This window comes from Rivularia sp. PCC 7116 (assembly GCF_000316665.1).
Lineage (GTDB): Bacteria > Cyanobacteriota > Cyanobacteriia > Cyanobacteriales > Nostocaceae > Rivularia.
In genome coordinates this window covers 325,059-346,259 of record NC_019678.1, presented here as the reverse complement: position 1 = coordinate 346,259, position 21,201 = coordinate 325,059, and the positions used below count along the sequence as shown (strand labels likewise).

Annotated in this window: 12 protein-coding genes; 9 read left to right on the top strand and 3 right to left on the bottom strand. The window is 37.2% G+C overall.

The features are described 5' to 3' along the window. The first annotated feature begins 450 nt into the window (after positions 1-450). Positions 451-1,425: a heme A synthase gene (locus tag RIV7116_RS01310; protein WP_015116454.1), complete on the top strand. Its 975-nt coding sequence runs from the start codon at positions 451-453 to the stop codon at positions 1,423-1,425. A 155-nt stretch (positions 1,426-1,580) separates the two neighbouring features. Further along, positions 1,581-2,537 (top strand): heme o synthase, encoded by a 957-nt coding sequence (locus RIV7116_RS01305; RefSeq protein ID WP_015116453.1) that lies wholly within the window; start codon positions 1,581-1,583, stop codon positions 2,535-2,537. Between the two features lie 71 nt (positions 2,538-2,608). Here RIV7116_RS01305 and RIV7116_RS01300 read toward each other — a convergent pair whose 3' ends face one another. Beyond that, positions 2,609-3,460: a nucleotidyl transferase AbiEii/AbiGii toxin family protein gene (locus RIV7116_RS01300; RefSeq protein ID WP_015116452.1), complete on the bottom strand. Its 852-nt coding sequence runs from the start codon at positions 3,458-3,460 to the stop codon at positions 2,609-2,611. Between the two features lie 105 nt (positions 3,461-3,565). Next, positions 3,566-4,195, bottom strand: coding sequence for a hypothetical protein (locus tag RIV7116_RS01295; RefSeq protein WP_015116451.1), 630 nt, complete (start codon positions 4,193-4,195; stop codon positions 3,566-3,568). Between the two features lie 326 nt (positions 4,196-4,521). Here RIV7116_RS01295 and RIV7116_RS01290 point away from each other — a divergent pair, with 326 nt between their 5' ends. The 4 genes from RIV7116_RS01290 to RIV7116_RS37510 all read left to right on the top strand — a co-directional run bounded on the left by RIV7116_RS01290 (position 4,522) and on the right by RIV7116_RS37510 (position 15,194). Beyond that, entirely contained in the window at positions 4,522-5,394 is an 873-nt protein-coding gene (locus tag RIV7116_RS01290; RefSeq protein ID WP_015116450.1) for an MBL fold metallo-hydrolase, read from the top strand. 281 nt (positions 5,395-5,675) lie between these two features. Continuing rightward, positions 5,676-10,139 (top strand): chemotaxis protein CheB, encoded by a 4,464-nt coding sequence (locus RIV7116_RS01285; RefSeq protein ID WP_015116449.1) that lies wholly within the window; start codon positions 5,676-5,678, stop codon positions 10,137-10,139. A gap of 263 nt (positions 10,140-10,402) precedes the next feature. Next, positions 10,403-14,863, top strand: a complete 4,461-nt coding sequence (locus RIV7116_RS01280) for a chemotaxis protein CheB (protein ID WP_015116448.1) — start codon at positions 10,403-10,405, stop codon at positions 14,861-14,863. Between the two features lie 160 nt (positions 14,864-15,023). After that, positions 15,024-15,194 (top strand): response regulator, encoded by a 171-nt coding sequence (locus RIV7116_RS37510; protein WP_083894031.1) that lies wholly within the window; start codon positions 15,024-15,026, stop codon positions 15,192-15,194. A gap of 765 nt (positions 15,195-15,959) precedes the next feature. Here the strand turns inward: RIV7116_RS37510 and clpP are convergent. Then, positions 15,960-16,565: an ATP-dependent Clp endopeptidase proteolytic subunit ClpP gene (clpP, locus tag RIV7116_RS01275; RefSeq protein WP_015116447.1), complete on the bottom strand. Its 606-nt coding sequence runs from the start codon at positions 16,563-16,565 to the stop codon at positions 15,960-15,962. 794 nt (positions 16,566-17,359) lie between these two features. Here clpP and RIV7116_RS01270 point away from each other — a divergent pair. The 3 genes from RIV7116_RS01270 to RIV7116_RS01260 all read left to right on the top strand — a co-directional run bounded on the left by RIV7116_RS01270 (position 17,360) and on the right by RIV7116_RS01260 (position 20,926). Continuing rightward, entirely contained in the window at positions 17,360-19,435 is a 2,076-nt protein-coding gene (locus RIV7116_RS01270) for a thioredoxin domain-containing protein (protein ID WP_015116445.1), read from the top strand. Positions 19,436-19,626: 191 nt separating this feature from the next. Further along, entirely contained in the window at positions 19,627-20,145 is a 519-nt protein-coding gene (ilvN, locus tag RIV7116_RS01265; protein WP_015116444.1) for an acetolactate synthase small subunit, read from the top strand. A gap of 508 nt (positions 20,146-20,653) precedes the next feature. Next, positions 20,654-20,926: a hypothetical protein gene (locus tag RIV7116_RS01260; protein WP_044290706.1), complete on the top strand. Its 273-nt coding sequence runs from the start codon at positions 20,654-20,656 to the stop codon at positions 20,924-20,926. The last annotated feature ends 275 nt before the right edge of the window (positions 20,927-21,201 follow it).

The following is a 21,201-nucleotide window of genomic DNA, read 5'->3' as shown; positions in this document are numbered from 1 at the left end:
ATAGTTAGCGGCTTTACTAGATTATTTAGAACTACTCACATACTAAGGTAGTGTAGGCAATGAGCATTGAGTGCTACAAGTAAAAATCTTTATTATTTTTTAGACTCCGTAATTGAAATCAGCAGACAAGGGTATAGAGAGATGCTAAAACAGGGAAACTAGAAAACAAAAAGTATTTTTAGTGGAAACCGAACAATTTTATTATTGTTTCCCGATTGCCAATTGCCTATTCTCTATTAATAATTCCCAATTCCTAATCATCAATTCATCACAACATAAAAAATCTCTAAAGCTTTTGGCTACATTTTCGATTCACGATCCAGAGTATAAGTAAGGGGTTTGAATAAAATCCTGATGTTTACGCTAGGGTGTTAATGAAGAAAATATGTAGTTCGCGTTTTGGACAATGCAGCTAGCTTGGATTCTCGGGCATAAGAAGGGATAAATTTGATGAGCCAATTTGTTTTAGAACAACAAAACGAAGTTGCGACAACACAGCAACAATCGCAAAAAGATAGAATTCGTAAGCTTGTGTGGAAGATGGCGATCGCCACTTTGATTTTGATGGCAATCGGTAGTGCTACCCGCGTGATGAATGCTGGACTTGCTTGTCCGGATTGGCCTCTTTGTTACGGGGAACTTGTACCGACTAAACAAATGAATTTGCAGGTTTTCCTAGAATGGTTTCACCGATTGGATGCTGCATTGATTGGTTTTAGCGCTTTAGCTTTGGTAGGAATGTCTTGGTGGAGTCGTCGAGATTTACCTAAATGGCTGCCTTGGGCTTCTACATTTGCTCTGTTTTTGATTGTCTTTCAGGGTATTTTAGGAGGGCTTACCGTTACACAGCTTTTGCGGTTTGATATTGTTACCGCTCATTTGGGGACGGCATTATTCTTTTTTACCACTTTGCTGATTATTGGTACGGCACTCACACCTTATAAAGCCACAGGAACTGTTGGTAAACTACCAGCAATATCTTTCACTGCTAGCCTTTTAGTTTATTTACAAAGCTTACTAGGTGCTTTAGTTGGTTCGCGCTGGGCTTTACATCAATGTTTGAGCGGGGATCAATTCTGTACCGTTATGTACACTCATATTTTTGGTTTGCTACCACCAACCTTAGCAACATTAGCCTTAGTATTCGTGTCTTGGCGGACTCCAGCACTACACCCAGCTTTACGAAAACTGGCTAATTATGCTGGCGGGTTACTAATTCTACAGATTGTCTTAGGATTTGCCACTTTCCGCTTACATTTGCAGGTAGAACCTTTAACCGTTACTCATCAGGCTATAGGGGCTTCTTTACTAGGGACATTAGTTGTTTTTACAGTACTTGCAATACGTGATTGGATGGACACTCGTAGTATTTCAGGTTACAACACAGACTTGAATTCATCTGCTACAAGTGATGTTAGTGCTTAGTAGTTAGTATTTAGTGGCTAGTTGTTAGATGCTATTTGTTAACTGTCTACTAATAACTGATAACTAATGACTAATAACTAATTTGTTCGACGCTAACAGCCTGCAAAGGCAAAAACAGCATATAAATTGTTAAAAAATAAGGAACCATTACCAAGATGATTGAGACAAATGTCTCTCCACGACACTCTACGTTTTTACAAGTTATTCAAAGTTACTACCAGCTAACTAAACCCCGCATTATCCCTTTGTTGCTGATTACTACTGCTGGAAGCATGTGGATAGCCGCATCGGGAGAGGTTAATCCCGTATTGTTATTAGTAACTCTTGCTGGTGGTACTTTAGCGGCTGCTAGCGCCCAAACAATTAACTGTATTTACGACCGCGATATTGATTATGATATGGAGCGTACCCGCCATCGCCCCATACCTTCGGGTAGAGTACAACCACGCGATGCTTTAATTTTTGCCATAGTTTTAGCTGTAGCTTCTTTTGCCCTGCTTAGTATATTTGCTAATTTGCTTTCTGCATTCTTAGCAATGTCCGGGATTGCTTTTTACTTGTTAATTTACACCCATTGGCTGAAGCGCAGCAGCACTCAAAATATTGTCATTGGGGGAGCCGCAGGAGCAATTCCCGCTTTAGTTGGTTGTGCTGCGGTAACGGGTACTTTAAGTCCTACTGCATGGTTGATATTTGCTATTGTGTTTGTTTGGACTCCACCACACTTTTGGTCTTTAGCATTGATGATTAAAGATGATTACGCAGCAGTAAACGTACCAATGCTGCCAGTGGTTGCAGGAGAAGAAGCAACAGTGAAGCAAATTTGGTGGTATAGCTTGGTAACAGTCGCATCAACGCTTTTACTAGTTTATCCCTTGCATTCTGTAGGAATTATCTACACTATTATTGCTTTGTGTTTGGGAGCGGTATTTATTCGCAAAGCGTGGCAATTATTACATCATCCTCAAGATCGTAGTTTGGCTAAAGGAATGTTTCTCTATTCCATTTCTTATATGATGTTGTTGTGTTTGGGTATGGTGATTGATAGTTTGCCCGTGACTCATCGCATTGTAAGTTTTTTTGGGGATAAGTTGAATTTATTGGTTGGTTGAGAGTTAGTTGGATTTAAACTTTAGAAACCCGGTTTTTTGAAAAAACCGGGTTTTTGAATAGGAGCAGCAAATTACGAAGCTGCTTCCATGATTTCTTTCACCGTACTTTCCCAGCTTTGTGTCACTAAAGCCACAATTGAAAGAAAATCTTCTGGCATATTTTGCTCTGGTTTGCGACGAATATACCATTTCCATTTACCGCGATTTTTGCTTCTATCCCACCACTCTGGTGTAGATAAAAGATAATAAATTTCTTCTAAGTTAGTATTACGACTGCTGAAGGCTGTGGCAATAGCTGCTTTAACTTTTGTTTCATCTAATTGTATATATGAGGTAAATAGCATTAAATCGTATAAATCTTTTGGTCGCCAGCGTTTAATTCCTTGTTCTACTAAGCCGTGAAGCTTCCAACCAAACATGGTTTCGGGAGTCGCAGCCTGCAATCTAATGTTTTCTGTAGTTAGTGTTGGAAAATTAATCCATTCCGCTGGCGGTACTAGTGGATCTCCGAAACCAATATCTATTTGAATATTTTTTCGATAATCTTCAAATCCAGCATTAATATTAACTCGCGCTCCTGGAAATTCTGTTTCTAACCAAATTCCCGTGACTTCTAAAGTGTCAATATCGAATATGACTTTATCTGTAAAAGATGTATTTTTAAGAATAGTTTGAAATTTTTCTTTTGTTATTTGAATATCAAAAGGGTACAAACCTAGAAAATCAACATCTTCAGCAGTTCTTCGTTCCGTTGGAACCCAAAGTCGAGTCAGCATTCCACCACGTAAAACTAATTCATCACCGTAATTTGAATCAGCAACTCTACGTAAAACGCTTTCAAGTAAGTGGTAAATTAATATCTCTTCTAAAGGACGATTTGTGTTATTAGCAATTTTTATTAAATGCTTGTTTATTTCTTTCATATCATGTTTTAACAACTATAAAAATATCTAGGTTAGTAGTTGTGCTTTCGCGCCAAATATGATTAATGCTAAAGCGCAACTACGAACTCTTATTAGAATCCAAAATTAATCGATCCATCCAGCATCTAAACTTGAGTTGCTGTCATAAACTGTATATTCTCGCTGCTGTTGAGAAAGTTTGAATTCTTTAGCTTTTAAGAATTGAAGTAAATTATCAAAGCGTGTTTGAGCAGATTTGTATCCCATATCATATATTCGCATGGTAATGAATCGCGTTTGTTTTCCATCTGCAAGCTTTTTAAAAGCATTTGTAGATAGATGAGCATCATGCCGCAAACAGTAATTTCTTAATACTTCAAGATTCTCCGAAGCAGGCAAAATAACTTTGACATGAAACTCAAAATAATTGCTCTTTGGTAACTTCTGCGCCTCAATATCCGAAATAGGAATATCTCGGTTACTTACCATTGCCTCAATTTTTATACGGGTAATTTCAAAGTCTGCATTTTTTATCTTTTGAGCTATGCGGTTGATTTTTTGTAGTACATCTTTGAGAGTGCCGTAATGATAAGACGCTGTCATTGGTTGAGAGCGAACTACACCTTGAGGCAACTCGATAAAAACGCATTTTATATTTAAATTTTGGCAAAGTTCGTTAAATTTAACCCTCCAAGCTAAATTATCTGCTTTTACTGTGACATGCGCTTCAAATGTTCCTCTATAACTAGGTTGCATCAGCTAATAAAAAGGTAGTATGTAAGTTTTATAGTTTGGTAAGGACATTTTATTTTTCCGTATATTTCTTTGTGTATTACTATTGTAATATAGCTATTTTGTAGCGGCAAGCTGGTTTAAGTAACCAGATATTAGTCTTGGTTTACTTAATCGAATATTGCGTCAGGCTAATATCAGCCATGAAGAGTGGGAGGCGTTATAAAAATTAAAATTTATATACATAAACTGTCATATATTGACTATCAAAACCAACCACTAAATTTTGCTAACGTAGTTGTATCAAGGTGAATTAACTTTGCATCAAACTTGTTACAAAGGGTTTTAATATGGCTAGTATAAATCTGCGGCGAACTGAAAATGTTAGCGGCGATTTTTATGTGGATACAACTTGCATTGATTGCGATACCTGTCGCTGGATGACTCCTGAAATTTTTAGTCGTGAAGTGGGAATGTCAGCAGTACATCACCAACCAATTGATAAAAAACAAAGGTTAGCCGCACTTCAGGCTTTATTATCTTGCCCTACGGCTTCTATCGGTACTGTTGATAAACCCCAGGATATCAAAGAAGCTCAATCAAGTTTTCCAATTCCGGTAGAAGAAAATGTTTATCATTGCGGCTATCATTCGGAAAAGTCTTATGGTGCTGCTAGTTATTTTATTCAGTTACCAGAAGGCAATATCTTAATTGATTCTCCTCGATTTACTCCACCTTTGGTGAAGCGCTTGGAACAAATGGGGGGAATTCGCTTTATGTATCTAACTCATAAAGACGATGTAGCCGATCATCAAAAGTTCGCAGAGCATTTTGGCTGCGAGCGCATTCTGCATCAGGAAGAAATTAATTCGGGTACTCGCGATGTTGAAATTCAGTTAAGCGGTGAAGATGACTACGAGTTGACTCCAGAATTATTAATTATTACTGTTCCGGGGCATACTAAAGGTCATACTGTTCTACTATATAAAAATAAATTTTTGTTTACCGGCGACCATCTTGCCTGGTCTGATAGATTACAACAACTGGTAGCTTTCCGAAATTTCTGCTGGTATTCCTGGGATGAGTTACAAAAATCAATGCCTAAATTGACAAATTATTCATTTGAATGGGTTTTACCAGGTCACGGGCGTAGATATAATTCTGATGCTAAAGCTATGCAGCAAGAATTGAAAAAGTGCATTGAGTGGATGAAAACTGTTTAAAAGTTTAAGCTTGTTGCTTATACAAGCTTAATAATTCGTTAAGAAATATTGGGTGTAAATAATTACACAATTATAATCTTGGCTGCTTAGCTATATTTATATTCTTATAGCGTAAGCAGTCAATTAATTTTGTTTAAGTATTAATTAGATAGTTTACGATTTTAAGAAAAATTTAATACTTGCTTTTTTATTTGATTGAATTACTTATCCTGGACTTAGATCCCTCGACTGTCGGCACGAAAATATTACGTTACATTAATTAATCGCTAGTACAACATTTCATGACTTCTACTTCCGAAAATCTACAAACAGATCGCAAGGAAAACTATGACTTTTTTGTTGTAGGGATTGGTGCGTCGGCTGGAGGGCTGCGGGCTTTGGAAGAATTCTTTGCGAATATGCCCGCTGACAGTGGGGCTGCGTTTGTTGTCATCCAGCATTTATCACCGGATTTCAAAAGTCTGATGAAGGAATTGCTGGGAAGAACCACAAGGATGGATATTTATCGGGTAGAAGATGGCATGGAGATAAAGCCCAATTGCGTTTATTTGATTCCTCCAGGTCAAAATTTAGAAGTTAGAAATCGCCGCTTGCAGTTACAGCGTCAGGATAGACAACGTCCCGGACCTAATTTTCCCATAGATATATTTTTACAGTCTTTAGGTGAAGATGCGGGCGATAGCGCGATTGGTGTGGTGCTTTCTGGTACTGGTAGCGATGGTTCGGAAGGTTTGCGGATGCTCAATGAATCCGGTGGAACCGGCATGGTGCAAGACCCGAGTACGGCTGAGTTTGACGGAATGCCACAAAGCGCGATCGCGACTCGGATTATAGATAGTATTGGTTCTCCGCAAGAGTTGGCAGAAGTAATATATGATTTTGTTAAAGCACCTTTAAATGAAGAAAAGCAAGACCAACCGCATTCTAAGCTGGCGCTTGATTCTGTCAGGCTGGGGCAAATTACCGGTATTCTCAACCGCCATCAACATATTAATTTTACCCATTACAAGCCTTCTACTCTTTCTCGGCGCATCCATCGCCGCTGCTTGATTACGGGATACAACGATATAGACGATTATATTGCACGCTTGCAAATTGAGCGTAAAGAAAGAGAAGTGCTTTGTCAGGACTTGTTAATTAGCGTTACAAAATTTTTCCGCGATTCAGGGGCTTGGGAGTATCTGGAAACAAATGTAATTCCTAAAATTGTTGAAAAAATTGAGTGGGGAGCAGAACTTAGATGTTGGGTAAGTGCTTGCGCGACAGGAGAAGAAGCTTACACTCTCGCAATTTTGATTGATGAAGCTCTTTGCGATTTAGACAAACAAGCTAAAGTCAAAATTTTTGCTACCGATATCGATAGAATAGCTTTAGAAAAAGCTGCTAACGGAATTTATCCAGAAGGTATTGCCAAGGATCTCACTCCCGAACGTTTGGAGAGGTACTTTGTTCGGCAAGAGCAAAGTTTTCAAGTGGTGAAGGAACTGCGAGAAACATTGATTTTTGCACCCCACGATTTAACAAAAGACGCTAACTTTACTCGAATGCATTTAATCACCTGCCGCAACGTGCTGATTTATATGCAGCCGCAGTTACAGCAGCAGGTACTACGGAACTTTCATTTCTCACTGGTGGCGAAAGGCTTTTTATTGTTGGGAGAAGCTGAAACAGTCGCTTATTTTGAAGATGAACTGATTCCGGTTGAGAAAAAACATAAGATTTATCAAAAAGCTAGAGATTCTCGGCTTCCCCTGCCAGTCAGAGGAGTTGACAATTATAAACATTTATTGCAGCCAGCAGTTAAGCAAGCGCCTAGATCGACTAAAGAGCCGATGCTCGAAGCTGCCGTAAATAACTTGCTGGGACAGCAGAAAGCAACTTGCTTGCTGGTAGATAAAAATAATCATGTAGTTTATATGTTTGAGGACTTAGCACAAGTACTCAAATTTCCTACAGGCAATCCGACTACAGAAGCAATTAAATTAGTTATTCCCCCGCTACAACTTCCCCTGAATACTGCATTGCGTCGCGCCCAAAAAGAGCGTAATGCCGTTGCCTACACGGGAATAAAAGTAGAGCAAGGCGATAAGCAACGCATTCTCAGCTTAAAAGTCAGCTACGAACAAGCAAACAAGATTGCTGGTGACTTCTTGATGGTGACGATTGCAGAAGATGCAGCAGTTGATATCCTACCCCAACCACGTAATTTTGAAGCAGATAGTGAAGTATCCCATCGGATATTAGATTTAGAATATGAGTTGCAGCAGAGCCGCGAAAATTTACAGGCAACTATTGAGGAATTAGAAACTACCAACGAAGAACAGCAAGCTACCAACGAAGAATTAATTGCTTCTAACGAAGAATTACAAAGTACTAACGAGGAACTGCATTCGGTAAATGAAGAACTTTTTACCGTTAATGCCGAATATCAATCAAAGATTCATGAATTAACCGAATTAAATGCTGATGTCGATAATTTGCTGCAAAGTACGGATATTGGCGTTATATTTCTAGATAAAGATTTAAAAATTCGTAAATTTACTCAAGCCGCAACAGTAGCTATCAACTTAGTTGAGGCAGATATTGGTCGTCCCATTCAACATATTACTAATAACATCAGCCTTGGAGAATTTGTAGAACTATTGCAGTCGGTTCTTAATAGCGGCGAGCCAAAGCAGCGAGAAGTCCAATTAAGTTCTAGCCGAAAACATCTGCTAATGCGAATATATCCTTATTGGCAAACAAAAGAATATTGCGACGGAGTAGTATTAACTTTCGTAGACGTAAATGAGATTAAACAAGTCCAAACAGAACTTCAGCTAACTTACGATGCATTAGAGAAAAACGAAAAACAACTGCAAGCAGTTTTAGATAATACTACATCAGTCATTTATGTCAAAGACATTGAAGGACGTTACTTGCTCGGAAACAAACAGCTTTGTGCAGTTACTGGTTTAGAGTTAGAACAATTATTGGGTAATAGAGACAGCGAGTTATTCCCTCCAGAAATTTATCAAGTTTTTGAGACTAACGACAACAAAGTTATTGAAGAAAAAACGGTTTTAGAGTTTGAAGAAATACTTCCCCAGTCTGACGGCAATCATAACTATATTTCCATCAAAGCGCCCCTATGTGATGAGGAAGGAAATCCTTATGCAGTTTGCGGTATTTCCACCGATATAACCAAGCAAACTTCTATTCAAGAAAAACTAAACCAAATAAATGCCGAACTTGTTCGCGCTAAAGAAGCAGCAGAAGCAGCAAACCAAGCAAAAAGCGATTTCCTTGCTAGAATGACTCACGAATTGCGAACTCCTCTAAATGCAATCTTAGGTTTTACGCAAATATTAAATCGAAATCCCAAATTAGAAAATAAACAAAAGCAGTATTTAGATACCATTCTTCGCAGCAGCAAGCATTTACTGGGATTAATCAACGATATCTTAGATATTTCCAAGATAGAAGCTGGTATGGCAGAAGTTCACGTTAATACCTTCGATCTTTATCGTTTGCTTGACGGTATCGAAGCAATGCTGTACATCAAAGCCAGAGCCAAAAAACTACGGTTGAAATTTGAGTTCGATCCAGAACTTCCTCAATATGTGCAAGCCGATAAAAGTAAATTGCGCCAAATACTGATAAATCTCTTACAAAATGCGATTAAATTTACTGACAAAGGTAGCGTAGTTTTACGAGTCACCATTACTCCGCCGTGCAACGACGGAGCCTGCGGTTCCCCGGTCAACTTAGGGGAAGTAGAAAAGGTAGAAGAGGTAGAGAATTCCTCACCATCTTCTTTATGCCTTTATTTCCAAGTAGAAGATACCGGAAGAGGTATAGCACCCGAAGAATTAAATCATATTTTTGACGCTTTCGTACAAAGCAATCCTACTTACCAAGTTGAAGATGGAACTGGTTTGGGGTTGTCAATTTGCAAACGCTTTGTAGAATTGATGGGTGGAGCAATTAATATTGAAAGTGGTGTGGGAGAAGGAACAACAGTAAAATTCAATATTTTGATTAGCTTAGCAGAGAAAACTTTAGAAGTTACTCAATCTATCCCTAAAGGAAATATCTTAGGTTTAAAACCCAATCAATTGAATAATCGTATTCTTGTAGTGGAAGATAATTGGGAAAACCGTCAGCTACTGCTACAAATTCTTGTACCTTTAGGATTTGAGGTTATTGAGGCTGTTAATGGGCAAGAAGCAATAGAAATCTGGGAAAAAGAACAGCCCAATCTGATCTTAATGGATATGCGAATGCCGGTCATGGATGGGTATGAAGCTACTAAAATTATCAAACAAAAAATGAATCGGAATGAGCCAGAAATTCCTAGCAAAACAGCGATTATTGCCCTAACAGCAACGGCATTTAATGAAGATAGAAAATTCATGCTGGAGTTGGGTTGCAATGACTTTATTCGCAAGCCGTTTCAGCAAGAAGTTCTTTTAGATAAAATTGCTAGATATTTAGGTGTTGAATATATTTATGAATCTGAAGCAAATAGCTATTTGACAACTGACGAGCAAAGTAATTCACACAAACTAACTGCTGAATCCTTAAAATTTATGCCAGACGAATGGCGTAAATCTCTTTATCAGGAAGCAAAGAGTTGCAATCAAGATTCAGTTTTACAATTATTGTCTCAAATCCCTGAAAATCATCAAAATCTGAGGATGCAACTGGAAGATTTAGCTGATAATTATCAGTTTGATGGACTTTCTAAACTTAGTGAAAGTTAAAAGTTAGGATTGCAATATTAAGAGTTAATCGTTATTAACTAATAATTAGAAGAACCGGGATTATTCTCTTGTCTCTTTGTTCTAATCTCTCCATATTTCTTACTTAATGGTTAATTCCTAATTATCTAAGCCATAATCTTAGAATATATCGAAAAAAATATGTTGAAGAATGATACTTTATGGACAGTAATCTATTATAGTTTTATCTTTATTATCAGATAGATACTTCACATTAAGCTATAGTATCATTTAATACATAAAAAATGACTTATAAATCTGACGAAAACAATCAAGACAAAACGAAGGACAGTCAAAACTTTTTCGTAGTTGGCATTGGTGCTTCTGCGGGTGGTTTGCGAGCGCTAGAAGAATTCTTTGAAAATATGCCCGCAGATAGTGGTGCTGCTTTCGTTGTAATTCAGCATTTATCGCCAGATTTTAAAAGCTTGATGAAAGAACTACTCGAACGCTATACCAAAATGAAGGTATATCGAGTAGAAGATGGTATGGCTGTGAAGCCAAACTGTATTTACCTAATTCCTCCAGGTATAAATTTAGTCATACAAGGAAGAAAGCTGTACTTTCAACAGCAGGATAGAAACCGTCCCAAACCAAATTTTCCTATAGATATATTTTTGCAATCGTTAGCAGAAGATGTTAGCGATCGCGCGGTAGGGATAATTCTTTCTGGTAGCGGTAGCGATGGATCTGAAGGTTTGCGCTTGCTCAATGAAAATGGCGGTATTGCCATGTCGCAAGCTCCACAAACTGCTGAATTTGAGGGAATGCCTAGTAGCGCAATTTCTACAAGACTTATCGATAAAATCGGTTCGCCACAAGAATTAGCAGAAGTTCTTTACAATTATCTCAAATCACCGACGGATGTCCAAAAAATTAGCGAAGATAATAAGCTTTTAGTTGATGCTTTGAAACTACAGCAAATTACCACTATAATTAATCGCCATAATAATATCAATTTTTCTCATTACAAAGCCTCTACACTATCTCGGCGGATTCATCGCCGTTGTTTAATTACCGAATCTAATAGTATTGACGATTATATTTTGCGCTTGCAAGAAGATACTGAAGAATTAGAAATTCTGTGCAACGATCTGCTCATCGGCGTAACGAAATTTTTCCGCGATGCTAAGCCTTGGCAATTTATAGAAAACAATATTATCCCTGCTTTAGTAGCACAAACCCAAGATGGAGGAGAAATTAGGTGCTGGGTAAGTGCCTGTGCTACCGGAGAGGAAGCTTATTCTTTAGCTATACTTCTTGATGAAGCAATTTCCGATTTAGAAAAGCAGGTAAAGGTTAAAATTTTTGCCACAGATATCGATAAAAGTTCTTTAGAAAAAGCGGCAGCAGGAATTTACCCAGAAAATATAGCCAAAGACATTACTCAAGAACGTTTAGAACGGTATTTTATTCCTGGGATTCAATCCTATGAAGTAGTGCGAAAACTACGGGAAATGTTAATTTTTGCTCCCCAAGATTTAACTAAAGATGCAGGTTTTACGCGAATGCATTTTATCAGCTGTCGTAACGTGCTGATTTATATGCAGCCACAATTACAAAAACAAGTCTTACGAAGCCTCCACTTTTCTTTAATTACCAGAGGTTATTTATTTTTAGGAGAATCAGAAGTAGTAGGAGACTTTGAAGGTGAATTTTTACAGGTTGGAAACAAAATAAAAATCTTTCAAAAGCAGCGCGATATACTTTTACCTTTGAGCTTCCAAGGATTTGAGAATTATTCTAAACGTTCGCTACAGCCACTAAAGTCTAAGAATGCCAGTAAAACACGGGATGTACCATTGCTTGAAGAAACCCTGAATGCTGTATTAACCGAAAACAATTCAACCTGCTTGATTGTGAACAAAGACAATCAAGTTCTTCATGTATTTGGAAATACAGCAGACGTGCTAGAAATTCGCTATGGTCGCGTTACTCAAAATGTAGTTAAATTAGTAGTACCTGCTCTAGAGCTACCTTTAAATACTGCACTACATCGAGCCAAGCGGGAAAAGCGTTCCGTAATTTATACTGGGATTAACCTAGAAAAAGAAGATAAAACTATCTTAGTTAGCCTTAAGGTTAGTCACCATCAAACTAGTAAAGTGCTATCTGGGGATTTTTACAGAGTTGAAATTAAACAAGATAAGCATTTAGTAGAAGAAGAGTCAAGCACTCACTACTTTGAAGCAGATACAGAAGCATCTCTTCACATTACAGATTTAGAATACGAACTTCAACAAACCCGCGAAAACTTACAAGCGACAATTGAAGAACTCGAAACTACCAACGAAGAGCAGCAAGCCACTAACGAAGAATTGATTGCATCTAACGAAGAGTTGCAAAGTACCAATGAGGAATTACATTCAGTCAACGAAGAACTTCACACCGTTAACGTCCAATATCAATCGAAAATCCACGAACTAACAGAACTTAACAGCGATGTCGAAAATTTGCTTCGCACAACCGATATTGGTGTCGTGTTCTTGGATAGAAAACTGAAAATTCGTAAGTTTACCCCTGCTGCAACTGCTGCAATTAACTTAGTAGAAGCAGATATAGATCGTCCTTTGGAACACTTGTCCCATAATATGGACTGTCAAGATTTTATTGCGCTCTTAAAAGAAGTCATTGCGAACCAAAAACAATTACAGCAAGAAGTTAAGCTCAACAAAACTGGCGTTAGTTTATTGATGCGGATTTTCCCCTACCGTCAAGATGATAGCAGCTTTGATGGTCTAGTGGTAACCTTTGTAGATATCAGCGATATTAAAAAAGTTGAAGAACAACTCAGTCAAACTTATGCTGCATTGCAGCAAAACGAACAACAACTGCGAGCAATTTTGGACAACACCTCATCAATAATTTACGTTAAAGATATTGAAGGGCGTTATGTACTCATTAATAAGCAATATTTAACTTTAGCTAACTCACCAGAATCAGAAATTTTAGGAAAAACCGATTACGAATTATTCTCCCCAGATATAGCCGATAATTTACGGAATAACGATAATCAAGTTATTGCCACCGGAACTTCCTTAGAATTTGAAGAAACAATTCCGTTGCAAAATAACTTATTCACATACCTTTCTATCAAAGCTCCTTTATTCGATGCCGATGGAGTCGCTTACGGGATTTGTGGGATTTCCAGTGATATTACCAACTTGCTGCGAGCAAATGCCAAATTAGAACAGCAAAGTCAAGAATTAATTCGTGCAAAACAAACCGCAGAAGCTGCAAACCATGCCAAAAGTGAATTTCTTGCCAGAATGACTCATGAATTGCGAACTCCACTCAACGCAATTCTTGGTTTTACCCAAATTTTAAACCGACAGCGCAATTTACAAACTCAGCAAAAACAATATTTAGATACTATACTGCGTAGCAGTCATCATTTATTAGGTTTAATCAACGATATTTTAGATATTTCCAAAATTGAAGCGGGTATGGCAGAGCTTCATATTACCAGCTTTGACCTTTACCGTTTGCTCGACGGTATCGAATCAATGTTATACCTAAAAGCAAAGTCGAAACAATTACAATTTACATTTGAATTAGATCCAGAGATTCCCCAGTATATACAAACCGATGAAAGTAAACTACGTCAGATACTAATTAATATACTAGGGAATGCGATTAAATTTACAGATTCCGGTAAAGTCGAATTAAGATTAACAGCTTTGGCAAGCCAGGAAGAAAAAAGCATACAAGAAAGTAATCAAACAAAAACCCAAGAGCAAAATACAGAAAATCCTTTGCTTTCTTCTTCTACTCTAAGTTTACAATTTCAAATTACAGACAGTGGAAAAGGTATTGCAACTGAAGAGTTAAAGTCTATTTTTGATGCATTCGTGCAAAGTAATCCAACTTACCAAGCTCAAGATGGAACTGGTTTAGGTTTGGCAATTTGTAAACGATTCGTACAGTTAATGGGTGGTGATATTAAAATTCACAGTAAATTAGGTGAAGGAACCACAGTTGAATTTAATATTATTGCTGGTGTAACAGCAAATGAGCAAGTAAATCAATCTTTAGCAAAAGGGCGCGTAATTGGTTTAGCTCCAAATCAAAAAGAATTTACTATTCTTGTAGTTGAAGACAACTGGGATAACCGTCAATTACTAATAGAATTACTAACTCCAATTGGATTCCAATTAGTAGAAGCAAATAACGGTCAAGAAGCAATAGAATTATGGGAGCAAGATGAGCCAAACCTGATATTGATGGATATGCGAATGCCCGTAATAGATGGTTATCAAGCTACCAAACAAATTAGAGAAAAAGAAAAAAATACTCAACATCACATCCCGATTATTGCTTTGACAGCCACAGCATTTAACGAAAATAGAGAATTAATATTAATGATAGGTTGCGATGATTTTATCCCCAAACCGTTTCAAGAAGAAGTTCTTTTGGAGAAAATTGCCAGACATACGGGAGCTAAATATATTTATGAATTAGATCGCAATTTGTCTTCCTCAGCAAACAATATCTACTTAAAAGAATTAACCCCCGAAGCATTACAGGTGATGCCAAAAGAATGGTGTAGCCAAGTTAATGCTGCTGCTTTAAATTGTAATCAAAGTAAAGTTTTACAATTAATTAGAGAAATTCCTCCGCAATATAATAGTCTTCAAAAGCAACTCAATGATTTAGCAAATAATTATCAATTTGATTTGATTTCTAAACTCAGCCAATGCTCATAAGAGTTAGCAGCTTATGATTGCCGTCTTTCCATCTTGCAAATTTTCACTGTTAATTGCTTATTTTGGGAGCATTTTAGTTTTAATAAATAAAAGCTACGACGGAATAAAAGAGTTTCAAGCGAATATTCTGATTATTGACGATGAACCAGATAACTTGTGATTGTTATCTACAATACTTCAAAATCATAATTATAAAGTAAGACAAGCTGTGAATGCAGAGATTGCTTTGAAGACTATTGAATTACAGCTACCAGATTTAATACTCCTCGATATTCTCATGCCTGAAGTAGATGGTATCAACTGTGTCAGCAAGTCCAAAATAATTTTTTAACTAATACCAATTCTGTATGAGGCTGCGCTCAATCGCTCTCACTCTGAAAGAGTGGAGCTACTGATACAAAGCCTACCTGCGTAGGCTTAATTCGGCGCATCTTTATAAAGAAATGATATAAGGAAATACCAGTTATTTTGTTGAGTGCTTTAGCAAGAGGCTTGTATCGAAATAAAGGGTTTCAAGTTGGCGCTGCTGACTACTTGACTAAACCGTTTGAACTAGAGGAAGTGCTAACAAGATTAAATCTAAAGCTTCAGCTAGCTGAATTTCAATTATTGTAATTTTGTATGGCGCTGATATTGTTAATCAATTCAATTAAACTTCGCATGTTATAGATTTTACAATTAACCCTCGCCCAAATTTTGAGGATTTCCCATATTTTCACGGAACAGTTGTAGCCCAATCAAATAAACAGACCTTATAAGTATTTAAGCTCGCAACTATTTTTTTTATTTTCTAAAACTCAATCGGTTACAAAAGCTATAGAAATACTTGATTATTCTGGTATAATAAGTAAAACTGATAGTTAATCATAGCTAATTATTACCTGCAATACTTGACAATAAGCCTAAATAGGAAAATTTAATCAAAATAATCATCAAAAATTCCTATTGCAGCTTATCGATCTAGTTGAAATGGAATTCCTTATGTAAAAGGAATCCCATTGCGAAATTCATGACTTGTGGAATGGAGTCTCTGTGAGTTGATATTCATCTTTTCAATAGTTAATAGAATTATTAACTTTTGAGCAGTGAATCTCTACTACACCACAGCCATCGGACGGCTACCAGCAGAATGCCTGTCTATCACTTGGTCAATTAAGCCATAATCTTTGGCATCCGAGGGTGACATGAAGAAATCTCTTTCAGTATCTTCTGCAATACGTTCAATGGGTTGACCGGTATTTTCAGCTAAATATTGATTTAGCTGTTGCTTATGATAGAGAATCTCTTTCGCTTGAATTTCAATATCAGTTGCTTGTCCCTGAGCTCCACCTAAAGGTTGGTGAATCATAATTCGAGAATGAGGCAAACTCATCCGCTTACCTTTAGTACCAGCAGTAAGCAGGAAAGCACCCATACTGGCAGCTAGTCCCGTACAAATAGTACAAATATCCGGGCGAATATGTCTCATGGTATCAAAAATACCCATACCAGCAGTTACCGAACCACCAGGAGAGTTGATATACATGTAGATATCTTTCTCCGCATCTTCTGCATCTAACAGCAGCATTTGGGCAACTATTAAGTTAGCTACGTTGCTATCAATAGGTTGACCTAAGAAGATGATACGGTCACGTAGTAGCCGCGAGTAGATATCAAAGGCGCGTTCGCCGCGACCAGATTGTTCAATAACGATAGGAATCATGCAGCCTAGTTATAGTTAATTTACATACATTCTATCGATTACTAAGCTAATTGTTGTTATCAACAGTACGTTTGCAACAATATTGATTCTTAAAGGATGCAGCGAACAACTATTTGTCTAAGTTATATTACTTATAGGAATAAGTGTAAATGTAACATGCTGTGCATTTGTGTTATTCGGTATCCGGATTAAAGCATTATCGCAAGTAAAACAGTAATACAAGAGGCATGAAAGGTTAATTATCTGAAATTGAAATGCCAATTATTTAGAGTCTAAGAAAAATAGGAATCGGTCATGTTGAAAAGATTAGTACAAGCCACAATCATAACCTTATTACTTAATTTAATATTTGGATTAAGCTCAAATACTAATCAAGTTATAAGTTCAAATTTGGAATCTCCCATAAACACCTACTCAGAACCAGTCGTAAGCTTACTGGTTCGTTCTTTAAAGTAAATTCGTTGCAACTTTAGTTAAAAATAGAATAGTTAAAACTAGTATTGGTCAAAAATTGGTATTAATAAAAATAGGTGAAAAGCCTGCATACTAAGTATAAAGCTTTGTAACGGTTAATATATTCACGTATTTTATTTGATTTTTAACTAATATTATTTAGCTATTTAGCTATCATTGATTTTCTCTATAGGTATTAATCAATACTTATATAGTTGAAGTTAAATTAATGCGGCTAAAAACTAAGCCTTACGATTTGATTTCTTATAATTAAAAAGCGTGCCTGCTTGAATTTAAACGATAAACTAAGCACAGATAAAGCTTTTGATATTTTTGAAATCATGACTAATCGACTCGCTTCAGCCCAAAGTCTTTACCTCCGCAAACACGCTGAAAACCCTATTGATTGGTGGAGTTGGTGCGATGAAGCCCTATCTACTGCCGTGGAGCAAAATAAACCAATATTTCTTTCTATTGGTTATTCTAGCTGCCACTGGTGTACTGTCATGGAGGGAGAAGCTTTTTCGGATTTAGAAGTAGCTGAATATATGAATGCTAATTTTATTCCTATTAAAGTAGATAGGGAAGAAAGACCTGATATTGATAGCATTTATATGCAGGCTTTGCAGATGATGAGCGGACAAGGTGGTTGGCCTTTAAACGCTTTTCTTTCTCCCGATGACTTAGTACCATTTTATGCCGGAACCTATTTCCCTCCAGAAGAACGTTATAATCGTCCCGGTTTTTTGCAGGTGCTAAAGGCAATTCGTCATTATTACGATACCGAAAAACAAGATTTACAAAAACGTAAAGCGGTTATTTTGGAATCGCTGCTGACATCTGCGGTACTGCAAACTGAAGCTACAGCAGAAACACAAGACAATCAACTATTGCAAAAAGGTTGGGAAATTTTTACTGGAATTATTGCTCCTAATGAGCAAGGCAATAGTTTTCCTACGATCCCCTATGCACAGATGGCATTACAAGGAAGCAGATTTAATTTTACTTCTAGGTACGACTGCAAACAAATTTGTACTCAACGTGGCTTAGATTTAGCCCTTGGGGGAATTTTTGACCATGTTGCCGGTGGGTTTCACCGCTATACAGTCGATCCTACTTGGACTGTACCGCATTTCGAGAAAATGCTTTACGATAACGGTCAAATAGTCGAATATCTGGCTAACTTGTGGAGTGCCGGAGTTAAAGAACCTGCTTTTGAAACCGCGATCGCGAAAACCGTAAAATGGCTGCAACGAGAAATGACAGCACCCAACGGTTATTTCTATGCTGCTCAGGATGCTGATAGTTTCATTACCCAAGAAGATGTTGAACCGGAGGAAGGTGCTTTTTATGTTTGGGGCTTTAGCGACTTAGAGCAATTGCTGACTCGGGCAGAATTAACCGAATTACAACAAAACTTTACAGTTACACCCAACGGTAACTTTGAAAATCAAAACGTTTTGCAAAAGCGTAACTCAGATAGATTGAGCAATACTCTTGAAGCAACTTTAGAAAAATTATTTACAGCTCGTTACGGCGATGACAGCAGCACCATCAAAACATTTGCTCCGGCTCGTAACAATGCTCAAGCAAAATCTCATAACTGGCAAGGTCGCATTCCCCCAGTAACCGATACTAAAATGATTGTTGCTTGGAATGCGATTATGATTTCCGGTTTAGCAAGAGCTTATGCAGTATTCTCCCAACTGGAATATCTGGAAATGGCAACCCAAGCAGCCAAATTTGTTTTAGAAAATCAATTTGTTGATGGCAGATTTTACCGACTCAATTACGAAGGTAAACCGGGGGTACTGGCTCAATCAGAAGACTATGCTTTATTTATTAAAGCTTTGCTAGATTTACATCAGGCTTGTTTCAAAGCCGATACGGGTAAACCTGCTTTTTGGTTAGAAAAAGCAGTTTCCCTGCAAGAAGAATTCAACGATTATTTATGGAGTGTCGAACTGCATGGTTATTTTAATACTGCAAGCGATGCCAGTAAGGAACTGATTGTACGAGAACGCAATTATATAGATAGTGCTACACCTTCAGCGAATGGGATCGCTTTATGTAATTTAGTACGATTAACTTTAGTTACAGATAATCTTCAATATCTAAATTTAGCTGAACAAGCATTAACAGCATTTCGCGGCGTTATGAATGATGCCACTCAAGCTTGCCCCAGTTTATTCGTTGCCCTGGATTGGTATCGAAACTGTACCTTAATTCGCACCCAAAAAGAGCGAGTCAGTTCGCTTGTGGACAAGTTTTTACCTGTGGCAATGTTCGTAGAACAATCCGATTTACCACGCAATAGTATAGGTTTAGTTTGCCAAGGTTTAAAATGTCTGGCACCTGCTGAAAATGAAGAACAATTATTAGAGCAATTAGCTTCAAGCTACACCAGAGGAAGTTAAGGTTTTAATCGTGTCCGGTTAAACACTTACGATTGCTCTATGGGTTAGATCGCAAGTAATTAGCAGGACTTGATATTAAGAATTATTAAACCTTTGACACCTGTCCCCTCAAACCTATAATCTAACGAAACAACTATTTATTGATTACTGATAATTCTTAACTCTCACTGCTTACTGTTAACTGCTCACTGATGAAACATACCCTTTCAGTACTTGTAGAAGATGAAGCGGGAGTTCTCTCGCGAATTTCTAGTTTATTTGCACGTCGCGGTTTTAATATCGAAAGTCTGGCTGTAGGACCGGCAGAACAACCGGGAATCTCCCGAATTACTATGGTTGTACCCGGTGATGACCGCATTATAGAACAACTTACAAAACAATTGTATAAGTTAATCAATGTTCTTAAGGTTCAGGATATTACCGAAATTCCTTGTGTAGAACGAGAGTTAATGTTGATTAAGGTTAACGCTACTAGTAGCAATCGTTCGGAAATTGTGGAACTAGCCCAAATTTTCCGAGCCAGGGTAGTGGATGTCGCAGAAGATTCCTTAACTGTGGAAGTTGTGGGAGATCCAGGCAAAATAGTCGCAATCGTACAGGTACTGCAAAAATTTGGTTTGCGAGAAATTGCCCGTACCGGCAGAATTGCATTAACTCGTGAGTCTGGCGTGAATACTGAATGGCTCAAGTCTTTGCAAGCTAAAGTATAAGTTTGACAATACTTGCAGCAGTATAGCAAGCCCGGTTAATTGCCGATCCTACTACTCTAAAAACCGGGTTTATTTGTACTTGTTGAGAAGGGCGCAGAGTTTCATCTTCAATCAACTGATAATTTATCAATATCTTCATCTTGATAAAAAATTGTCTATTGATTTACGAAAGCATCAAATTAATGCCAAATTGGCATGACTATGTTACGAAAAACTGTTAGATATTATATTGAGACATAAAAATAGATAAATCAGTTACAGCAAGAATTAATTTTTAGATTATTGTTTCTTACTTAGTTATTTTGTCTATTTTTCGGAATTGTCTTGTTTTAGATATGTTATCGACGATCGCAAGTTCACACGCGATTGTCAAATTACTTGATTTTATAGAACAATTTTTTGGTGCTTAATGTCAGCACGAAAACCGGGGGCTGACAAAGCTTTAAATGCAAAAGCTTTTATCAAGAGCAACTTTATATCCCTGTTCTGGAACAAACAGTGATATAAGTTGGGCAAAAAAGAAGGGTTGCATCCTTGTTGTTTGAAAATACCAGTTTTATATAAAACGGCTTCTGATGTAAAATCACCTGATGCTAAACATGACGTGGGAATTCAAACTAGAGTCAATGGTGGTGCAGAAAGGGTGAGTTTGACAACAGTGAATTATTGCTCTTGGAGAAAAGCAATAGTAATGCAAGTTAAGGAATTTTTAACTTTGATGCAGGGAAAAACATATAACAAAAGAACTACTCGAAACATTTTATTGATGATTCGTCTTTAAAGTGTGCTTTCGTGTTGTTGCGTGAAAGTGCTTGCTTTTGAGTGATTAATATTTTTAGGGGGGAGAATAAATTATCTAACAAATTTAATTTTTGAGCTTAACTAGATGGTTGAGCTAGTAAACTTTTGTTAAAACCTAATATGCTTGTTGGGTAAGTTATCAGTTGATTGATAAAATCAATTAATAGATTTAATAGACTATTACCGTTCCAATTATAGTATTTCTCTGTCGATGGCTATAGCTATTTTCAATTAGATATATAGAAGATTGACTTT